General features: G+C 66.9%; 16 protein-coding genes and 1 riboswitch. Of the genes, 6 read left to right on the top strand and 10 right to left on the bottom strand.

The features are described 5' to 3' along the window. Positions 1-8 precede the first annotated feature (8 nt). Genes cobS through cobT form a run of 3 tightly spaced genes read right to left on the bottom strand, consistent with a single transcriptional unit; the run spans position 9 to position 2,375 of the window. On the bottom strand, positions 9-788 hold the full coding sequence (gene cobS, locus QGV54_RS04250; RefSeq protein ID WP_281018093.1) for an adenosylcobinamide-GDP ribazoletransferase: 780 nt from the start codon (positions 786-788) through the stop codon (positions 9-11). Beyond that, complete coding sequence (gene cobU, locus QGV54_RS04255) at positions 788-1,345, bottom strand: bifunctional adenosylcobinamide kinase/adenosylcobinamide-phosphate guanylyltransferase (protein ID WP_281018092.1); 558 nt, start codon at positions 1,343-1,345, stop codon at positions 788-790. The genes cobS and cobU overlap by 1 nt, the downstream gene beginning before the upstream one ends. Positions 1,346-1,349: 4 nt before the next feature. Continuing rightward, entirely contained in the window at positions 1,350-2,375 is a 1,026-nt protein-coding gene (gene cobT, locus QGV54_RS04260; protein ID WP_281018091.1) for a nicotinate-nucleotide--dimethylbenzimidazole phosphoribosyltransferase, read from the bottom strand. A 121-nt stretch (positions 2,376-2,496) separates the two neighbouring features. Next, positions 2,497-2,717: riboswitch (cobalamin riboswitch) on the top strand. A gap of 39 nt (positions 2,718-2,756) precedes the next feature. On the opposite strand from cobT, the gene QGV54_RS04265 reads away from it, so the two are divergent. Genes QGV54_RS04265 through cobO form a run of 5 tightly spaced genes read left to right on the top strand, consistent with a single transcriptional unit; the run spans position 2,757 to position 9,239 of the window. After that, positions 2,757-2,954, top strand: coding sequence for a CbtB domain-containing protein (locus tag QGV54_RS04265; protein ID WP_281018090.1), 198 nt, complete (start codon positions 2,757-2,759; stop codon positions 2,952-2,954). 20 nt (positions 2,955-2,974) lie between these two features. Further along, complete coding sequence (locus QGV54_RS04270; protein ID WP_281018089.1) at positions 2,975-3,772, top strand: CbtA family protein; 798 nt, start codon at positions 2,975-2,977, stop codon at positions 3,770-3,772. Beyond that, positions 3,772-4,839, top strand: coding sequence for a cobalamin biosynthesis protein CobW (cobW, locus tag QGV54_RS04275; RefSeq protein ID WP_281018088.1), 1,068 nt, complete (start codon positions 3,772-3,774; stop codon positions 4,837-4,839). The genes QGV54_RS04270 and cobW overlap by 1 nt, the downstream gene beginning before the upstream one ends. Before the next feature lie 3 nt (positions 4,840-4,842). Beyond that, positions 4,843-8,625 carry a cobaltochelatase subunit CobN gene (gene cobN / locus QGV54_RS04280; protein ID WP_281018087.1) on the top strand — a complete coding sequence of 1,261 codons (3,783 nt, stop codon included), beginning with the start codon at positions 4,843-4,845 and terminating at the stop codon, positions 8,623-8,625. Continuing rightward, a complete protein-coding gene (gene cobO, locus QGV54_RS04285) occupies positions 8,622-9,239 on the top strand; it encodes a cob(I)yrinic acid a,c-diamide adenosyltransferase (protein ID WP_281018086.1) in 618 nt (205 codons plus the stop codon). The genes cobN and cobO overlap by 4 nt, the downstream gene beginning before the upstream one ends. 16 nt (positions 9,240-9,255) lie before the next feature. Here cobO and QGV54_RS04290 read toward each other — a convergent pair whose 3' ends face one another. The 4 genes from QGV54_RS04290 to QGV54_RS04305 all read right to left on the bottom strand — a co-directional run bounded on the left by QGV54_RS04290 (position 9,256) and on the right by QGV54_RS04305 (position 14,092). Continuing rightward, a complete protein-coding gene (locus QGV54_RS04290) occupies positions 9,256-9,669 on the bottom strand; it encodes a DUF2000 domain-containing protein (protein WP_281020068.1) in 414 nt (137 codons plus the stop codon). 13 nt (positions 9,670-9,682) lie between these two features. Further along, positions 9,683-12,001, bottom strand: coding sequence for a xanthine dehydrogenase family protein molybdopterin-binding subunit (locus tag QGV54_RS04295; RefSeq protein ID WP_281018084.1), 2,319 nt, complete (start codon positions 11,999-12,001; stop codon positions 9,683-9,685). 15 nt (positions 12,002-12,016) lie between these two features. Further along, entirely contained in the window at positions 12,017-12,799 is a 783-nt protein-coding gene (locus QGV54_RS04300) for a short-chain dehydrogenase/reductase (protein WP_281018083.1), read from the bottom strand. 78 nt (positions 12,800-12,877) lie between these two features. Then, positions 12,878-14,092, bottom strand: a complete 1,215-nt coding sequence (locus QGV54_RS04305) for a threonine synthase (RefSeq protein WP_281018082.1) — start codon at positions 14,090-14,092, stop codon at positions 12,878-12,880. 162 nt (positions 14,093-14,254) lie between these two features. Here QGV54_RS04305 and QGV54_RS04310 point away from each other — a divergent pair, with 162 nt between their 5' ends. Continuing rightward, entirely contained in the window at positions 14,255-14,605 is a 351-nt protein-coding gene (locus QGV54_RS04310) for a VOC family protein (protein ID WP_281018081.1), read from the top strand. Here the strand turns inward: QGV54_RS04310 and QGV54_RS04315 are convergent. The 3 genes from QGV54_RS04315 to QGV54_RS04325 are packed head-to-tail and all read right to left on the bottom strand — an operon-like array spanning position 14,575 to position 16,723. Beyond that, positions 14,575-15,036 carry a DUF1801 domain-containing protein gene (locus tag QGV54_RS04315; protein WP_281018080.1) on the bottom strand — a complete coding sequence of 154 codons (462 nt, stop codon included), beginning with the start codon at positions 15,034-15,036 and terminating at the stop codon, positions 14,575-14,577. The two genes, QGV54_RS04310 and QGV54_RS04315, sit on opposite strands and share 31 nt — an antisense overlap. After that, a complete protein-coding gene (gene rlmN / locus QGV54_RS04320; protein ID WP_348637650.1) occupies positions 15,033-16,184 on the bottom strand; it encodes a 23S rRNA (adenine(2503)-C(2))-methyltransferase RlmN in 1,152 nt (383 codons plus the stop codon). Before rlmN ends, QGV54_RS04315 begins: the two co-directional genes overlap by 4 nt. A gap of 11 nt (positions 16,185-16,195) precedes the next feature. Continuing rightward, positions 16,196-16,723 (bottom strand): invasion associated locus B family protein, encoded by a 528-nt coding sequence (locus QGV54_RS04325; protein WP_281018078.1) that lies wholly within the window; start codon positions 16,721-16,723, stop codon positions 16,196-16,198. Positions 16,724-16,738: the final 15 nt, after the last annotated feature.

Below are 16,738 nucleotides of genomic sequence, written 5' to 3' on the forward strand. Positions count from 1 at the left end.
GTTCAAGCCTAGCCCGCGCCCATGCTCCATGCCAGCAGGACCGTGGTCTCGACTGCCATGCAGGTCGCACCCAGCACGTCCCCGGTGTAACCGCCGAAGGTGCGCCGCGCGACCTCCGTCATGGCCAGCACCACGGCAATGGCCAGCGCGACAGCCAGCAGCAACTGGATGATCGGGACGCCGCCAATGACACTGGCGAACAGGGCGATCAGCAGCCCCATGGCGCATGACTTGCGCATGTCGCTGTCAGCGGCCTTGCCGGCCCCAGCCGCAGCGCCATCGGCTCGGGCGAGCGGCAGGCGCGCCATGACCACCGCCATGCCGGCACGGCCCAGCGCGAGCGCGGCCAGCAGTGCCGCCAGCGCGTCCAGCACGTCGAGAGAGGAAAGTGCCGCGACACGGATCAGCAGGAAGAGGATCAGTCCCAGCGTGCCATAGGTGCCGATGCGGCTGTCGCGCATGGCGGCGAGGCGGGCCTCCCGGCCGCCCCGCGCGCCCAGCCCGTCCAGCATGTCGGCCAGCCCGTCCTCGTGCAGCGCACCGGTCAGCAGCACGGACAGGGTCACGGCCACCGCCGCGGCCAGCAGGCCGTTCGCTCCCAGTCCGACCATGGCCGCGAAGGTCGTGGCCAGTGCCGCGGCCAGCACCGCACCGACGACGGGAAAGGCCCATAGCGCCTGTGCCAGCTTGCGGTCGGCGGCGGCATCGGGAAAGCGCGTCGGCAGGCGGGTCAGCCAGCCCAGCGCAATGGCCAGGTCGAGGTTGAGCCTGGCGAGCACCTCGCGCATCAGTCGGGCCGCTTCATGACCAGCGGAAGTCCGGCAGCGACGAACAGCACGCAATCGGCGCTGAGTGCCACCCGCTGGTTGGCCAGCCCCTGCCAGTCGCGGAACTGCCGCCCCAGCGGGGTTTCCGGCACCAGACCAAGCCCGACCTCGTTGGAGACCAGCACTGTCGGGGCCGTGCGTTCGGCCAGCACGTCGATCAGGCTGGCGATCTCCGCATCCGGCGCGATGTCCGCCAGCATCAGATTGCTCAGCCACAGAGTCAGGCAGTCCACCAGCACGGGCCGATCGCCACAGGCTTCCAGTTGGTCCGGCAGATCGCGTGGGGCTTCCACCGTGACCCAGTCAGGCCCCCGGTCAGCCTTGTGCTGTTCGATGCGCAACCGCATCTCGCTGTCGAAGGCCTCAGCCGTCGCCAGATAGACCGGTGTTGTCTCTCCGGCGTGATCACGCGCCAGCCGCTCGCCCAGTCGGCTCTTCCCCGACCGTGCGCCACCCAGCACCAGCGTTGTCCACGGCAGGGCGGCGTCGGGGCCAAGGATGGTGCGATAGCCGCTCACGGCATCAGGTATCCTGCTTGCTGCCGGCCACGGCGGCCTCGGCAAAGGTGGCCATGCCATTGTGGCAGGCAAGTGCCGCGCGGACGAGCCCGAGCGCCGTCGCCGCGCCGGATCCTTCACCCAGCCGCATGCCCAGCGCGAGCAGGGGGTCCAGGCCCAGCCTTGCCAGCAGCCGCTGATGACCCGGTTCGCCCGACTGGTGGGCCGCCAGCGTATGGGCCAGCCCGTCCGCGCCTGCGATACGGTGCAGCGGGGCAACGGCGGAGGTGACGATGAAGCCGTCCAGCAGGACCGGTATCCGGTGCCGCCGCGCCGCCAGACAGGCACCGAAGATCGCCGCCAGCTCCCGCCCGCCGACATGGGACAGCGCCAGCAGGGGATCGTCCAGGTCAGCCCCATGGATGGCCCGGGCGCGCGCGATCACGTCGGCCTTGCGCGCGATGCCCGCATCGTCGACGCCGGTACCGGGTCCGACCCAGTCTCGTGCCTCCCCACCGAACAGGGCCAGCGCGACGGCGGCGGCAGCGGTCGTGTTGCCGATACCCATCTCGCCGAAGACCAGCAGATCCTCCGTCCCGCGCACCGCGTCCATGCCCATGGCGACCGCTGCCAGGAAGGCGCTCTCATCCATCGCGGGCTGCGTGGTGAAGTCGGCTGTCGGTGTCGCGATGCCGCAATCCACCACTGAGAGTTCCGCCCCGAAAGCCTGGGTCAACTGGCAGATCGCTGCGAATCCCGCGCCGAACCCGGCCAGCATCTGGGCATTCACCTCGTCGGGGAACGCGGACACACCATGCTTCGTCATGCCATGGCTGCCGGCAAAGATGATGGTGCGGGCGCGGTCCATGGCGGGGCGCGCCGTCCCCTGCCAGCGGGCCATGTGGACCGCGATTTCCTCCAGCCGGCCGAGTGATCCCGCGGGTTTCACCAGATTGTCCTGTCGTGCGGCGGCGTCCCGCGCTGACGCGTCATCTGACGGTGGCAGGTCGGCGATCAGCCCGCGCAGGTGGTCGAGGGTATCGGGTTTCATCAATGCCGCTCCGGATCATCATTCGGGGCGCATCTTGACCATGGCCACCGGGGAGTCGCAATACGGCGTGTGCCCGGTGAAACCCTGATCGCATTGTTGCGCCTGCAAGGGGGCAACTGTAAGGTCGATCCTGCGTGACGGTTCCGTCTGACCTACAAGGGAAGGGCGGATGAGAAAAGGGAACACGGTTCGGCGTACCCATCAGGGACCAAGTCCGTGGCTGCCCCCGCAACTGTATGCGTCGAGGATGTTCGAACATGCCACTGGCCCCGATTGGCCGGGAAGGCCGGACAGCCGCCCAAGACGTGAGCCAGGAAACCTGCCGCCCGCAAGTTTGAAACCCGCTATGGTCGCCGGCGGGGCGACAGGGAGAACAAGACGATGAACGAATTCAACCAGACGATGGATCATTCCGCAGAAGCTGGCTCGACCGGTGTGCGCATGGCTGCGCTGCCTGCCGTGGTGACGGCGCTGCTGCTCGGCACGTTCCTGGTGTTCGCGGCGGGCATGGCCCAGTCGGACACCCTGCACAATGCGGCGCATGATGGCCGCCACAGCTTCGCGATGCCGTGTCACTGACCGATCATCGCTGATACGGAATGTTCAAGCGCATATTCGCGTGCGCCCTGATTGCAGGGGTGCTCGCCGGACTTGTCGCCGCTGTGCTGCAGCAGGCGGTCACAGTCCCTTTGGTGGTCGCCGCCGAGGCCTTTGAGGGCGGCGGCGCGCCTGCAGCACATGGTGACGGGCACGATCACGGCAGCCACGACCATGGATCCCATGACCACGGAACCGATGGCCACGGAGCTAATGGCCATGGTGCCGCCGCGCCTGCGGAGGGCGGCCATGGCGGACATGACCATGGTGACGGCTGGATGCCAGAGGACAGCATTGAACGCATCTTCTATACCTCCCTGATGACCGTCCTGATCGGCCTGGGCTATGCCTTCGTGCTGGTCGCGCTGATCGCTTTCAGCGGGCGGCGCATGACGGCGCGCCGGGGGGTGCTCTGGGGCGCGGCAGGCTTTGTCACCACCGCGCTGGCTCCGGGCCTCGGTCTGCCGCCGGAACTGCCGGGCATGCTGGCGGCGGAGGTGCAGGCCCGTCAGATCTGGTGGTTGCTGACGGTCGTGCTGACCGGACTGGGACTCTGGCTCATCTTCCTGTCGGACCGGCAGGTGCTGATGGGCGTCGGCATCATCGCCCTGATCATTCCGCACGCGATCGGCGCGCCGCATCCGCATCATGGCGGCGGCAGTGGCGTGCCGCCGGAACTGGCGGCGCAGTTCGCCACCGCCTCACTGGCCATGGCCGCGGCCTTCTGGTGTGTACTGGGCGCGATTGCGGGCAACATCTGGCAACGCATGGATCATGCGGCACAAGGGGAAGGCAACTGATGACACAGACGGTAAACAAGCTGGGGACATCCCGGATTCCCGCGACCGTGGTGACGGGCTTCCTCGGCGCGGGCAAGACCACGCTGATCCGGCACCTGCTGCAGAACGCCGGGGGGCGGCGCATCGCCCTGATCATCAACGAGTTCGGTGATCTTGGCGTCGATGGCGAAGTGCTGAAGGGCTGCGGGGAGGAAACCTGCTCGGAGGATGATGTGGTGGAACTGGCCAATGGCTGTATCTGCTGCACCGTCGCCGACGACTTCGTGCCGACCATGACGGCCCTGCTGGACCGGGACAATCCGCCCGACCATATCGTCATCGAGACGTCTGGCCTCGCCCTGCCGCAGCCGCTGGTGAAAGCCTTCAACTGGCCCGACATCCGTACCCGCGTGACGGTGGACGGGGTGGTGACCGTGGTTGACGGTGCCGCCGTCGCCGCCGGACGGTTCGCCCACGATGAGGCGGCGCTGGACGCCCAGCGCCAGGCCGACGAGAACCTGGATCACGAGACCCCCATGTCGGAACTGTTCGAGGATCAGCTTGGCTGTGCCGACCTGATCATCGTCAACAAGACCGATCTGCTGGGCGATGGCGGGCTGGACATCGTGCGCGAATTCATTCGTCCCGACGTCCGCGCCGGTGTGCCTGTGGTCTCGGCGATACAGGGGGCGCTGCCTGCCTCGGCCCTCATCGGTCTCGGGATCGGGGCGGAGGATGACATCGCCAACCGCCCGACGCATCACGAGCGTGCGGGCGAGATTGATCATGACCACGATGATTTCGACAGCTTCCATGTGGACCTGCCGCAGATCACCGACCCGGCGGCCTTCTCCGCCAGCGTCTCGGCCATGCTGGCGGCAGAGAACGTGCTGCGCCTGAAGGGCTTCGTTGCCGTTTCGGGCAAGCCGATGCGCATGGTGATCCAGGCCGTGGGGCCGCGCATCGATCATTATTTCGACCGCCCGTGGCGCGCCGATGAAACACGTTGCACCCGTCTGGTCGTGATCGGCGAGAAGGGTCTGGATCAGGCGCGGATCACCGGGGCACTGCAGCAGTCGGCCATCTGAGCCATGCATCTGCTTCAGGCCCAGCCGGGAGCGATCGAGGACGGCGAGGAAGCCGTCGATCTGGCGCAGGAACCGGCGGACGTGCTGGTTCTCACTGCGGCGGACACCGAGATCGCGGCGCTGGCCACGGCACGTGCCGAACTGGGCGATGAAGCGCCCGGACTGCGGCTGGCGGCGCTGGGATTCCTGAAACATCCCATGTCGGTCGATCTCTATGCGGAGAAGACCGTCGCGGGGGCGAGGCTGGTCGTGGGCCGGTTCCTCGGCGGCGTCGGCTACTGGTCCTACGCCATCGAGGAAATCGCCCGCACCTGTCGCCGGAACGGCATCCCCCTCGTGGCGCTTCCGGGGGACGAGAAGCCGGACGCCGATCTGGCCGCAGTCTCCACGATCGAGCCGGAGGTGCGCGACGCCCTCTGGGGCTGGCTGGCAGAGGGCGGGCCGGGCAACAGCCGCAATTTCCTGCGCGCCTGCCGCGCGATCCTCGATGGCGGCGAACTGCCGGAACCGGCGCGGCCCCTGCTGCGCGCCGGACTCTACTGGCCGGGCCGGGATGCGCCGTCGCTGTCGGACATCGCCCCGGCGGAGGATGCACGCCCCCGCGCGCTGATCACCTTCTACCGCGCCAATGTGCAGGGCGGTGCCATGGCACCGGTCGATGCGCTGATTGCGGCACTGGATGCGGAGGGCGTGGCCGCCGTTCCGGTCTTCGTTTCAAGCCTGAAGGACGCAGGCTCCAACGCCATCCTGAGCGCGGTCATGGCGGAGGCAGTGCCGGATGTGGTGCTGAACCTGACGGCCTTCGCGGTCGGCAAGCCGGGGGAGGCTGACGGCTCCGCTGCCATGCCCGGCACGGTACTGGATCAGGCGGACTGCCCGGTGCTCCAACTTGTTTCAGGGGCCAGCACGGCAGCGGTCTGGCAGGAGTCCATGCAGGGACTGGGTGCCCGCGATGTGGCGATGCATGTGGCCCTGCCGGAGGTGGATGGCCGTATCCTGACCCGCGCCATCGCCTTCAAGGCGGAGGCGTCGTTCGATCCGGCGGTGCAGTGCGCCATCGTGCGTCCCGAACCGGTGCCGGACCGGGTTGCCTTCGTCGCCCGGCTCGCCGCGAACTGGATCAGGTTGCGCCGCACCTCCGCGCCCGAGCGCAAGCTGGCGCTGGTGCTGGCGAACTATCCCAACCGGGACGGGCGACTGGCCAATGGCGTCGGTCTTGACACCCCGGCCAGCGCGATCAGTGTGCTGCGGGCGCTGGAAGAAGAGGGCTATTCGGTCGAAGGCGCACCCGGCGACGGTGCCGCGCTGATGGAACGGATTCTGGCCGGACCCACCAACTGGCTGACCGACCGGGCCAGCCGGAGCGGCGGTGTCGTGCTGCCGACAGAAGCCTATGCGACCTGGTTCGCGGCCCTGCCGGATGCGGTCCGGACGACCGTGACCGAACGCTGGGGCACGCCGGAAAGCGATCCGTTTCATGATCCGGCGCGGGGCGGCTTCGTGCTGTCTGTCCTGAGCTTCGGCCAGGTGGTTGTCGGTATCCAGCCCGCCCGTGGCTACCAGATCGACCCCAAGGAGACCTATCACAGCCCTGACCTGCCGCCGCCGCACGGCTATCTGGCGTTCTATCTCTGGCTGCGTGAAACATTCGGCGCACAGGCCGTCGTCCATCTGGGCAAGCACGGCAATCTGGAGTGGCTGCCGGGCAAGGCGCTGGCCCTGTCCGATGCCTGCTTCCCGGAGGTGGCGCTGGGGCCACTGCCGCATCTCTACCCCTTCATCGTCAATGATCCGGGGGAGGGGACGCAGGCCAAGCGCCGGGCGCAGGCCGTCATCATCGACCATCTGACACCGCCGATGACCCGGGCTGAAACCTATGGCGCGCTGCGGGACCTGGAGGCACTGGTCGATGAGTACTACGACGCTGCCGGGCTGGACCGGCGGCGGCTGGACCTGCTGCGGCGGGAGATCCTGTCGCTGGTGGCGGCGGAGAATCTGGGCGCGGATGCGTCGATCACCGACGATGATGACGAGGACGCGGCCTTCGCCAAGCTGGACAACTATCTCTGCGAGCTGAAGGAAGCGCAGATCCGCGACGGTCTGCACATCTTCGGGGTCTCCCCCGTGGCGCGGCAGCGGCGGGATCTGCTGCTGGCGCTGGCACGGGTGCCAAGGGGCGGCAGCGGGTCCGGCAACGGGTCGCTGTTGCGGGCGATGGCAGATGACCTCGGGCTGGGCTTCGACCCGCTGGACTGCACCATGGGCGAGGTGTGGGACGGCGCGCGGCCTGCGGTGCTTGCGGCGGTGGATGAACAGAACTGGCGCACGGTCGGCGACACGCTTGAGCGTCTGGAACTGCTGGCCATCAACCTGCTTGAACAGCCGGAAGCCACTTCCCCGCCGGGTCCGGCAAGCGCGGAAGTCCTGGCGGCGATCCATGAACGCCTGGCACCGGATCTCGACCATTGTGGCCCGGCGGAGCTCTCCGGCCTGCTGACCGGGCTGTCGGGGCGTTTCGTTCCGCCCGGACCTTCCGGCGCGCCCACACGGGGGCGGCCGGACACGCTGCCCACCGGGCGCAATTTCTTCTCCATCGACAGCCGCGCCATGCCGACACAGACCGCCTGGACGCTGGGCTGGAAGTCGGCCAACCGGCTGATCGAGCGACACCTGCAGGACAATGGCGACTGGCCGCGCGTCATGGCGCTGACCGCTTGGGGCACCTCCAACATGCGGACGGGCGGTGACGACATCGCGCAGGCGCTGGCGCTGCTGGGGTGCCGCCCGACGTGGGAGCCGGCCTCGCGGCGGGTCACGGGGTTCGAGATCCTGCCGCTCACGGTGCTCGACCGGCCAAGGGTGGATGTGACGCTGCGTATCTCCGGCTTCTTCCGGGACGCCTTTCCGACCCAGATCGAGCTGTTTGATTCAGCGGTGCGGGCGGTGATGCGGGAGCAGGAACCGGAGGACATGAACCCGCTCGCCTCCGCCTTTGGGCGCGACCGGGATGCCCTGCTGGCTGACGGAATCGATACGGTGGAGGCGGAACGCCGCGCCGGGTTCCGGATATTCGGCGCGCGGCCCGGCGCCTATGGTGCGGGCCTTCAGGCCATGATCGACGAACGGCTCTGGGAAGGGCGCGGTGATCTGGCCGACGCCTTCATTGCCTGGGGCAGCCATGCCTATGGTGCCGGTATCGCCGGGCAGGGCGCGGCGGACCAGATGCGCACGCGCCTGTCGCAGGTGGAGGCGGTGGTGCAGAACCAGGACAACCGCGAACACGACCTGCTGGACTCGGACGACTATTACCAGTTCGAGGGCGGTCTGAGCGCGACGGTCGAGCATCTGAGGGGGGCCGCGCCGACGGTCTATCACAACGACCACTCCCGCCCCGAACGCCCGGTGATCCGCACGCTGGAGGAGGAGATCGGACGCGTCGTCCGCTCCCGCGCCGTCAATCCGAAGTGGCTCGAAGGGGTCATGCGCCATGGCTACAAGGGCGCTTTCGAGATCGCTGCGACGGTGGACTATCTGTTCGCCTTCGCCGCCACGACCAATGCCGTGCGCGATCACCACTTCGACCTGCTCTGGCGCGCCTATCTGGCGGATGACGAGGTCAGGACGTTCCTGGAGGACAACAACCGTCCGGCGCTGCGGGAGATCGCCGACCGGATGCAGGAGGCCGTGGACCGGGGCATGTGGCACCCGCGCGCCAACGATGTACGCTCACGACTGGATGCCATTCGCGGGAATGGCGGGGCCGAGGCAGAGGAGACGACAGCATGACCGAGGAACAGGAAGTCAACGCACGCCACAGCGAGAAGATGGCGCGCAAGAAGGCCGCGCGCGACAAGATCATGGCGGCCAAGACGGGGGAGAAGGGGCTGATTGTCGTCCATACCGGCAAGGGCAAGGGCAAGTCCACGGCGGCCTTCGGCATGATCTTCCGCTGCATCGCGCATGGCATGCGCTGCGCTGTGGTGCAGTTCATCAAGGGCGGCATGGAAACCGGTGAACGCCGCCTGATCGAGGAACGGTTCGGCGACATCTGCACCTTCGACACCATGGGCGAAGGTTTCACCTGGGAGACCCAGGACCGGGAGCGCGACATCGCCAACGCCCGCAGGGCCTGGGAGCGGGCCAAGGAACTGATCCGCGATCCTGAGGTGCACATGGTGCTGCTGGACGAACTGAACATCGCCCTGCGTTACGACTACATTCCCGTGGCGGAGATCGTGGAGTTCCTGACCACCGAGAAGCCGGAGATGACCCATGTGGTCATCACGGGCCGCAACGCGAAGGAGGAACTGCTGGCGATCGCGGATCTGGCCACCGAGATGACCCTGCTGAAACATCCGTTCCGCGACGGGGTGAAGGCACAGATCGGGGTGGAGTTCTGAGTCGTCGCGACTGGCCTCAGGGGTGAAACTTCAGTCCCTTCAGCGCCTTGTCGACTTCCTTGGCGCCGCCGTGGACGGCGATGCCGACCAGATCCAGGTCCCCGGTCGGCCTGGCTGAGACGACAGCGCGATTGTCGGTGTCATTGCCGGTGGCGAACATGCCCCGGTCATAGACACCGACTGTCAGGCCCCGCTCATTGGCGCGATTGAGCGCGCGCCCCAGCTTCTCGCCCGCCGCTCCGTAGATCAGCACCGGCAGACCGAAGATCGCGGTATAGGCACGTCCGTCGGCATCGGCATAGGGCTGACCGATGGTCTCCGGATGCGCCGCGGCGATGCCGGAGGCGAGGAAGGCCACCACATTCAGCTTCTGCCATACCTCCAGATCATCGCGGACAACGACCGCGATCTTGGCCCGTTCCTCGGTCATCGCCTGGCTGTCGTCAGTCGTTCAGGGCGTGCCAGACGCGCAGCGGGGTCAGCGGCATGTCCAGATGTTCCACCTCCGGCCGGGCCGACCGCACGGCGTTCAGCACGGCATTGACGAAGGCGGGCGGGGCACCGATGGCTCCGGCCTCACCTGCACCCTTCACGCCCAGCGGGTTGGTCGTGCAGCGCACATTGCGGGTGATGAAGTTGACATTCGGCATCTCCGCCGCGCGGGGCATCTGATAGTCCATCAGGCTGCCCGACAGAAGCTGGCCGGAGTCCGGATCGAACACGGTATGCTCCGTCCAGGCCTGACCCAGTCCCTGCACGATACCGCCATGCACCTGGCCCTCCAGCAGCATCGGGTTCAGCGTCACGCCGAAGTCGTCCACCACCGTGTAGTTCTGGATCTCCACGGTCCCGGTTGCCGCATCGACCTCCAGCTCGCAGATATGGCAGCCGTTGGGGAAGGTCGGGGCCGTGTTGGTGTGATCATGCTCGCTGTCGATGCCCGGCTCCTCGCCTTCCGGCAGGTTGGCGGGGTCCTGTGCCTGCTTCGCCAGCTCGAACAGGTCGATGCCACGGTCGGTGCCGGCCACGGTGAAGCGGCCATTGGCATACTCGATGTCCACCTCAGCCGTTTCCAGGATCTGTGCCGCGATCTTGCGGCCCTTTTCCAGCGTCTTGTCGGCGGCACCCAGGATGGATGCGCCACCCACGGGGATCGACTTGGAGCCACCGGTGAAGCCCGGCGGGGTCAGGTCGGTATCGCCCTGCACCACCAGGATGTCGTCGGCATCGATGCCGAACTTCTCCGACAGGATCTGCTTGTAGGAAACGGTGTGGCCCTGGCCGCTGTCCATGGCGCCGGACAGGATACGCACCTTGCCTGCGTCGGCGTCGAAGGCCAGCTTCGCCGGGATGCCATTGCCGCCGCCGCAGCGTTCGACATAGGTGGCGAGGCCGATGCCCCGCAGCTTGCCCGCGGCCTCCGACTGCTTGCGCCTTGCGTCGAAGCCGTCCCAGTCGGCGGCCTTCATGGCGTCTTCCATGCAGGCCGTGAACTCGCCCGAGTCGATGACGTCGCCCAGCCCCATCGTGTGCGGCATCTCCTCCGGGGTGGGGAAGTTGCGGCGGCGGATCTCGTCAGGGGTCAGCCCCATCTCCGTCGCCACCCGGTCCACCAGCCGCTCGATCATGTAGGCCGCTTCCGGTCGCCCCGCACCGCGATAGGCGTCCGTCGGCACCGTGTTGGTCATGACGCCGAGCACCGTCAGCCGGCAGAGCGGGATCTTGTAGAGGCCGGTGTACATGCCCGCACAGGCATCGGTCGGGATGAAGGGGCCGAAGTTCGCCAGATAGGCGCCCATGGCGGCATAGGTCGTGGCCCGGATCGCCTGGAAATGGCCGTCCTCGTCCATGGCCAGTTCCGCGATGGTGACATTGTCACGGCCATGGCTGTCGGACAGGAAGATCTCGGAGCGCTCGCCGGTCCAGCGCACAGGACGCTTCAGCCGCTTCGCCGCCCAGAGCGTCAAGCAGGATTCCGGATAGAGGAACGCCCGCGTGCCGAAGCCGCCGCCGACATTGCCGGTCAGCATCCGCAGCTTCTCCATCGGGATCGACAGCATGCCCGACAGCATCTGCAAGTGCATCGCCGGACCCTGGCTGGGGATGAAGACCGTGAAACGCTCCGTCGCCTCGTCATAGGACACGGCGGCCGCGCGGGGCTCCATGGGATTGGAGACGAGGCGGTTGTTGATCAGCCGGATCTGCGTCACCCGGTCCGCCTTTTCGAAGGCGGCATCGACGGCGTCCTTGTCGCCCTTGCCATAACGGAACACGACATTGTCGGGAATGTCGTCCCAGACCGGATTCGCGCCGGGCTGCGCCGCCTCGTAGGTGTCGGTTGCCACCGGCAGGTCATCGATATCCAGCTCGATCAGGTCGGCGGCATCCCGCGCCTGAGCCAGTGTCTCGGCGACGATGAAGGCGACCGGCTCGCCCACATGGCGGACCTTGTCGGTGGCCAGAATCGTGCGCGGCGGGCGCGGATGATCGGACCCGTCCTCGTTCTTGATGCCGGTGAGGCAGAGCAGGTTGCCGACCTTGTCGGCCGCCAGCTCGTCGCGGGTCAGGATCTCGACCACGCCGGGGGCCTGGCGCGCGGCGGAGACATCCAGTTTGGTGATGATGCCGTGGGCCACGGTGGAGCGGAAGACGAAGCCGCGCAGGGCGCCCTCCACCTGTGCATCATCGGTGTACTTGCCCAGGCCCCGCAGCAGGTCCTGGTCTTCGGTTCTGAGGGCACGTGCGCCAACGCCAAACTTCATGTCAGGGTCTCCGGCTCAAAAAAGGGTGTTTCGGTTTGCGTGACCGCAGTCGACGGTCACGATGGTGCCGCTGATGTAGCTCGCGCGGTCGGATGCCAGGAAGGCCACCGTATCGGCGACTTCCCGTGGCGTGCCCGCGCGGCCCAGCGGCAGGTTCTTCATCAGTTCTTCCCAGCGTTCCGGGTCGCCCAGCTTCGCCTCCGCCGTGTCGCGGAAGCGGGCGATGATGCGGTCGGTCAGGATGGCACCGGGATTGACGCCAACGACGCGGATATTGTCCGCCGAGCTGGCCCCGCCCATGGCCTTCGTGAAGGCCATCAGGGAGGCATTGCCGGTCGACCCGGCGATATAGACCGCGTCCATCTTCTCCCCCGCCATGCCGATGACGTTGACGATCGTGCCAAAGCCGCGGGCCTTGAAGCGGGCGTAGTAGTCGCGGGTCATGTTGATGAAGCCGAAGACCTTCAGGTCCCAGGCCTCGCGCCAGCGGTCTTCGGTCACCGCCTGCAGGTCACCGCCGGGAATGGCCCCGGCATTGTTGATCAGGATGTCGGGTTCCGGGCAATCCGCCGCGACCTTGGCCACGGAGGCAGGGTCCGACAGGTCCACGGCTGTCGTGTCAACCTTGCAGTGATAGGTCTGGGTGAGGATGTCGGCGGCATGTTTCAGGCGGCCCGGATCGACAGATACCAGGTGCACATGCGCGCCCTCCTGCGCGAATACTTCCGCACAGGCAAAGCCTATCCCCCGCGAACCGCCCGTTATCAGAACGGTCTTCCCCTTCAGCGCCAGATCCATGAAACAGCTTCTCCCCGTGTGTTCCCCATCAGCAGAACATGTTAGCCCGCCGCCATGCAATCTCATATGGGGTATGTTTCAGGCGCTGGCTATAGCGTCCCAGTCGATGGCATCCAGGTTCAGGGAACGGCTGACGGGTGGCATGGGGTATTTCAGCGGTGTGCCGCAGTTGAACAGCACCGTGTGGGCCTTCGGATCCAGCTGCCCGTTCCCGACCGCCGCCCGCCAAGCGGCCAGCGTGGCCGCCCCTTCCGGCCCCAGCAGGACACCGTCATCGCGCGCGGCATCCGCCTGCGCCGCCATGATCGCATCGTCGTCCACGGCGATGGCGAAGCCGCCGCTGTCGCGGACCGCGCGCAGGATCAGGAAATCGCCCACCGCCTGCGGTACGCGAATGCCGCTGGCCACTGTCGCCGCGTTCTCCCAGCGGGTCGCGTGCTCCGTTCCCTCCTGCCAGGCGCGCACGATGGGCGCGCAGCCGGTGGCCTGCACGGCGATCATCTTCGGGCGTTTCGGGCCGATCCAGCCCAGCGCCTCCAATTCATCGAAGGCTTTCCACATGCCGATCAGGCCCGTGCCACCCCCCGTCGGGTAGAGGATGGCGTCCGGCACGTTCCAGCCGAGCTGTTCCGCCAGTTCCAGTCCCATCGTCTTCTTGCCTTCGATCCGGTAGGGCTCCTTCAGGGTCGAGACATCGAACCAGCCCATCCGCTCCTTGCCGTCACGGACAATCGCGCCGCACTGGTCGATCTGGCCGTTCACCCGCCAGACCTTTGCCCCCTGCAGTGCGATTTCCCGCACGTTCACGTCCGGGGTTTCCTCCGGGCAGAAGACGAAGACTTCCATCCCCGCCGCCCGGCCATAGGCAGCCATGGCCGCACCGGCGTTGCCATTGGTCGGGATCGCCAGCCTGGTCAGGCCGAAGCGCTTCGCCATGGAGACGGCCAGCGCCATGCCGCGTGCCTTGAACGATCCGGTGGGCAGCCGCCCCTCGTCCTTGGTCCAGAGCCGCGCGGCATTGAGACGGGCGCCGGTACGTGGCAGGGGCAGCAGCGGGGTCGCGATCTCGCCCAGGCTGACCCGATGGGCCGGGTCATCGACCGGCAGCAGCGCGGCGTAGCTCCACAGCCCGTCCGGCCCGAGCGTCTGGGCGTCACGGTCCAGCTCCGCCCGCATGCGCTCCAGGTCATAGCGGACCAGCAATGGCTTGCCCGCGGGGGACAGGTTGTGAACCGTGTTGGGGTCGAATTTCTCCCCGGTCGCGCTGCATTCCAGATGCGTGACATAGCCCATGGTGATCCCCATCCCTCCGACCTTGCTGACAGGCGGTTTCTTCGCGCCGCTTGCCGCATTCGTGCACTGGTGCGTCCTGCGGTCAAGCGAGCGGGGTTTCAGCCATTGTCATCGACAAATGTTCCTTTTATGTTCCATTTCGTCGAGAGCAGGAGAGAGATCATGCCGGCAAGCGCCCCGGTCGCCATCAATTACGTCGAGTTCAACGTGTCGGACATGGCCCGGACGAAGGCATTCTACGCCGCCGCCTTCGGGTGGCGCTTCACGGACTATGGCGACAGCTATTGCGAGTTCACTGACGGCAGCATGAAGGGCGGGTTTGCCGTCGGTGAGACAGTGGCAGTCGGCGGGCCGCTGATCGTGCTCTACAGCGACGACCTGAAGTCTGTCGCGAAGCAGGTGACGGATGCCGGCGGAACCATCGTGAAACCGGAATTCGCCTTTCCCGGCGGGCGACGGTTCCAGTTCACCGACCCGGATGGCTATGAACTTGCGGTCTGGTGCTCCGACTGATCGACCTTCGGCGTCTTCACCGGTTTCAGGTGATAGGTCAGCGCGTGGCGGATGGGCAGGCGCAGCAGATCGCGGGGCAGGGGACTGTCCGGGTCCAGCAGGATGGCGCGATTGCCGTCGAAGCGCAGGTCCCTGCCGGGACCATTGCGGAAGTCGCGGATGACGCTGGTCTGGCAATGAAAGAACAGCGCCAGATGCTCCCCCGGGCGGTCGGTGCCAAGGCGGATGGTCGTGCCGACGCGCGGACGCGCGGGCAGCCACGACGGCTGCCCCCATTTCAGGGTTTCCCGAAGGATGCCGACGCGCGGATCCTCCTTCGCCGTTTCCAGGATGAGCTGGCGCAGGTCGCGCAGCGGCTGGTGAAACGCGTCGGGGAAGGCTTCGAAGGCGGCGCGAACATCCGGGTCGGAGATGTCCGTGCGCACCGTCATTGTGCTGCGGCGGTTCCGGTCTTCTCCCGGCGTCCGCGCTCGCTCTCCGTCTTGAGCTGACCGCAGGCGGCCATGATGTCCCGCCCGCGCGGCATCCGCACCGGGCTGGAATAGCCCGCATCGTTGACGATCTCGGCGAACTTGCGGATCGCCTTCGGGCTGGAGCAGGAATAGGCAACGCCGGGCCACGGGTTGAACGGGATCAGGTTCACCTTGGCGGGAATGCCGCTGATCAGCCGGACCAGCTCCCGCGCCTCCGCCGGGCTGTCGTTGATGCCGTCCAGCATCACATATTCGAAAGTGATGCGCCGGGCATTGTTGGCCGCCGGGTAGTCGCGGCAGGCCTGGATCAGTTCCTTCAGCGGATGCTTGCGGTTGATCGGCACCAGCACGTCGCGCAGTTCGTCGTTCACGGCGTGCAGGGAAACGGCGAGGTTGACCTGCAGGTCTTCGCCGCAGCGTTTCATGATCGGCACGACACCGGAGGTCGAGAGCGTGATCCGCCGCTTGGAAATGGCAATCCCGCGCTCGTCCATGACGATCTTCAGCGCCTTTGAGACATTTTCGTAGTTCAGCAGTGGCTCCCCCATCCCCATCATGACGATGTTGGAGAGCTGGCGGTTGCCGTCGCGGGGGCTGGGCCATTCGGCCAGCGCATCACGGGCGATCATCACCTGCACGACGATCTCCCCCGGTGTCAGGTTGCGCACCAGCTTCTGGGTGCCGGTGTGGCAAAAACTGCAGGTCAGCGTGCAGCCGACCTGGCTGGAGACACAGAGCGCGCCGCGATCAGCCTCCGGAATATGCACGGCCTCAGCCTCATGCCCGTCGGGAAACCGCATCAGCCACTTGCGGGTGCCGTCGCTGGACTGCTGGGCCACGCTGATGTCGGGGCGTCCGACAACGAAGCGGTCTGCCAGATCGGCGCGCCAGGCCTTGGAGATTGAGGTCATGGCGTCGAAGTCGCGCGCACCACGCTCGTAGATCCAGTGGAAAAGCTGTCCCGCCCGCATCCTGACCTTGTCCGGGCGCTCCCCCGCATCCAGCAGGGCGTCAGCCATCTCCTGGCGGTTGAGGCCGATCAGGTTGACCCGACCGTCGAACCCCGCCGCAAAGGGACGGTCGGTCGCGCGCACTTCCGGCTGGATGGCGAGATCGGTCACGGGCAAGCCTTGTCTATGGCGTTCATGGCGGCGGTGAAGCCGAGCAGGGAATAGGTGTCGGTGGTCTTGGTGCCACGCTTGGAAAAGCCGGTGATCACCATGTCCAGCCCGGCCTTCATGGCGGAGACCATCTGGCTGTCATCGCGCGGGTCCAGCGACCAGGCGCGTTCGCCGTCGGTCTGCATGCCGATCTCCGTGCTGCCGATCCTGGCCACGGCCTCCCGGTTCGGGGCGAAGGGATAGCCGACGATCATGCTGATCTCGTTCTCCACCCCGTCCGTCGGACGGTGGGCCACGTTGAAACGGATCGCGCCACGGTTCACACCCTTCGGCAGGGTTGTCTTCGGCGAGGAGGTGACGAAACAGATCTGCTGTTCGCCATCGCGATAGATCCAGGCGGACCAGTCGCGATAGTCACCGATCTTCTGCGGTGCGGCCTGGGCGTGGGCATCGCCGGGCAGTACGCCGGAGAATGCGACCAGTGCGGCAAGCAGCGCCGCGGATATGAGGCTGTTCCTGAGCATGTGCGCAACATAGAG

This window comes from Minwuia sp. IMCC3060, assembly GCF_029909435.1.
Taxonomy (GTDB): domain Bacteria; phylum Pseudomonadota; class Alphaproteobacteria; order Minwuiales; family Minwuiaceae; genus Minwuia.

Bases quoted from the DNA above. Each gene is read 5' to 3' on its own strand.
- cobT (WP_281018091.1), bottom strand. From the start codon at position 2,375: ATGAAACCCGATACCCTCGACCACCTGCGCGGGCTGATCGCCGACCTG.
- QGV54_RS04265 (WP_281018090.1), top strand. From the start codon at position 2,757: ATGAACGAATTCAACCAGACGATGGATCATTCCGCAGAAGCTGGCTCG.
- QGV54_RS04290 (WP_281020068.1), bottom strand. From the start codon at position 9,669: ATGACCGAGGAACGGGCCAAGATCGCGGTCGTTGTCCGCGATGATCTG.
- cobO (WP_281018086.1), top strand. From the start codon at position 8,622: ATGACCGAGGAACAGGAAGTCAACGCACGCCACAGCGAGAAGATGGCG.
- QGV54_RS04310 (WP_281018081.1), top strand. From the start codon at position 14,255: ATGCCGGCAAGCGCCCCGGTCGCCATCAATTACGTCGAGTTCAACGTG.
- QGV54_RS04270 (WP_281018089.1), top strand. From the start codon at position 2,975: ATGTTCAAGCGCATATTCGCGTGCGCCCTGATTGCAGGGGTGCTCGCC.
- QGV54_RS04305 (WP_281018082.1), bottom strand. From the start codon at position 14,092: ATGGGCTATGTCACGCATCTGGAATGCAGCGCGACCGGGGAGAAATTC.
- cobW (WP_281018088.1), top strand. From the start codon at position 3,772: ATGACACAGACGGTAAACAAGCTGGGGACATCCCGGATTCCCGCGACC.
- QGV54_RS04325 (WP_281018078.1), bottom strand. From the start codon at position 16,723: ATGCTCAGGAACAGCCTCATATCCGCGGCGCTGCTTGCCGCACTGGTC.
- cobS (WP_281018093.1), bottom strand. From the start codon at position 788: ATGCGCGAGGTGCTCGCCAGGCTCAACCTCGACCTGGCCATTGCGCTG.
- QGV54_RS04295 (WP_281018084.1), bottom strand. From the start codon at position 12,001: ATGAAGTTTGGCGTTGGCGCACGTGCCCTCAGAACCGAAGACCAGGAC.
- QGV54_RS04300 (WP_281018083.1), bottom strand. From the start codon at position 12,799: ATGGATCTGGCGCTGAAGGGGAAGACCGTTCTGATAACGGGCGGTTCG.
- QGV54_RS04315 (WP_281018080.1), bottom strand. From the start codon at position 15,036: ATGACGGTGCGCACGGACATCTCCGACCCGGATGTTCGCGCCGCCTTC.
- cobN (WP_281018087.1), top strand. From the start codon at position 4,843: ATGCATCTGCTTCAGGCCCAGCCGGGAGCGATCGAGGACGGCGAGGAA.